Source organism: Paraburkholderia sp. RL17-373-BIF-A (genome assembly GCF_046030175.1).
Lineage (GTDB): Bacteria > Pseudomonadota > Gammaproteobacteria > Burkholderiales > Burkholderiaceae > Paraburkholderia.
This window is the reverse complement of record NZ_JARESO010000216.1, coordinates 1-2,073: the sequence shown is the minus strand read 5'-3', so window position 1 is coordinate 2,073 and position 2,073 is coordinate 1. Positions and strand designations below refer to the sequence as shown.

The following is a 2,073-nucleotide window of genomic DNA, read 5'->3' as shown; positions in this document are numbered from 1 at the left end:
GCCCCGGCGGTCGGTCAAATTCCTCCGGGTATGGTCACTTCAAACTCCCCCACCTGACGACCGTCGGCTGAGCCACTAAAGCCGCCGGGAGAGGTGTTGCAGGACGTCTATCTTCGTCTCCTTCGAACAAGAAGGAGTTCAGGGAGTGAACGTCTTGAAGCCGCACCTGCAAAGCACCGTATTCACATTACTCGAGCGCAACAAGAGCCAGCGCCAGATCCAGCGGCTCACGGGCATCGACCGCAAGACGATTCGTCGCTATCAGGCGATGTTCGAGTCGGAGAAGTCCGCTTCGGCAAACTCCCCCATGGTGACCACCGGCTCTGAAACGGCCGTCACGCAAACTCCCCCACCGCCGCGACCACCGGCTACCGACGGTTCCAGCAAGACCACAACGTTCAATTTCGCCCGCTCCGCAAGCGAACCGCATCGCGAGTGGATCGAACAGCAGGTCCGCCTGAGGCGCAACGCGCAGGCGATCTATCAGGATCTGGTCGATCAGTTCGCATTCACCGCGAGCTACGAGAGCGTCAAGCGTTTCGTGCGCGCCTTGCGCCACATTGATCCCGAGCAGTTCGACCGTCTCGCGTTCGCCCCCGGCGAAGAAGCTCAAGTTGATTATGGCGAAGGTGCACTGACCCGCGATCCGAAGACCGGCCGCTACCGACGCCCGCGGTTGTTCGTGATGACCCTGCGGTACTCGCGGCGCAGTTTCCGGCGCGTGGTCTGGAAGTCCAGCAAGCAGGTCTGGGCCCAGCTTCACGAAGAAGCCTTTCGTTACTTTGGGGGAGCGGTCAGCTACGTTGTGCTCGACAACCTCCGGGAGGGCGTCATCACGCCCGACCTGTACGAACCCGAGATCAACCGGCTCTACGAGGCGATGCTTGAGCACTACGGTGTCGTCGCCGATCCGGCACGTGTGCGGGACCCGAATCGAAAGGGGACCGTCGAGAACGCGATTCAACATACGCAGGGCACAGCGCTTGCCGGCCGCCGTTTCGAGTCGCTCGAAGCCCAGAACGAATTCCTGATGCACTGGGAGGCAAACTGGGCGGCCAAACGCATCCATGGCAGCACCCGGCGACAGGTCGAGGCCATGTTCCAGGAGGAGAGGCCGCATCTGCGGCCGTTGCCGACCACCGGCTTTCGCTACTTCACGGAGGTCGTGCGTACCGTCTGGGACGACACCACTGTCAACATCGATCGCAGCAACTATGCGGCACGACCTGCACCGATCGGCAGTCTCGTTTCAGTGCGCATATACGATTTCACCATCGAGATTCGCGATCGCCGTACGCAGGCGTTGTTGCGCACCCATCCTCGCGCCCTGCAGGCCGGTTCGCTTGAATTGCCCGAAGACGAACGCCCGTTCAATCCGTCCCGCCAGAGCGCCTTCCTGCTCGCGAGCGCCGGCGACATCGGGCCACAAACAAAGGCGCTGTGCCAGCACATGTTCGATAGCGAAGGTCGCGTCGGCCATCGCGCCATGTGGGGCATCGTTGGTCTGGCGAAGAAGTATCCCGCCCGGCTCGTCGAGCAGGCCTGCGATCACGCGTTGCGTCATCACGTCTACCGCTACAAACAGGTGCGCGCGATCGTCGAACGGCTGTTCGAACAGGCACTCGAGCGTCTCGATCAGGCACCGCAGCTAGAGCTACCTCTTACGCAGGATCACCCGCTGATCCGTCCTGCCGCCGAGTACGGCGAACTCTTTACCCTCGGTGCGCAGCACGGCGCCGAACCTCAACCTCCAACTGGAGAAACACAGGCATGACCATGACGTTACCGGAAATCGAACGGGCTCTCGGACAGCTCCGCCTGTCTGGCGTGCGCGACACACTCGAAACGCGCGTGTTGCAGGCCCAGGGCTCCCAGCAGCCGTTCCTTGAAACCTTCGCACTGATCCTGCAGGACGAACTGGATCGCCGCCAGTCCCGGCTCATCGAACGCCGCTACAAGCTCTCCGGCCTCGAAGAGAAACTCACGCTCGCCGAATTCGACTGGGCCTTCAATCCCAAAGTGCCTCGCCAGGCCTGCTTCCAGCTGCACACGCTGAAGTTCATCGCCGCCGGC

2 protein-coding genes are annotated in these 2,073 nt (G+C 62.1%); both read left to right on the top strand.

What is annotated here, in order from left to right; all coding sequences use genetic code 11:
- Positions 1 to 109 precede the first annotated feature (109 nt).
- Positions 110 to 1,774 (top strand): IS21 family transposase, encoded by a 1,665-nt coding sequence (istA, locus tag P0D80_RS49745; RefSeq protein WP_408295989.1) that lies wholly within the window; start codon positions 110 to 112, stop codon positions 1,772 to 1,774.
- On the top strand, positions 1,771 to 2,073 hold a 303-nt coding region (locus P0D80_RS49740), incomplete at its 3' end, for an ATP-binding protein (protein WP_408295986.1). The genes istA and P0D80_RS49740, both read left to right, overlap by 4 nt.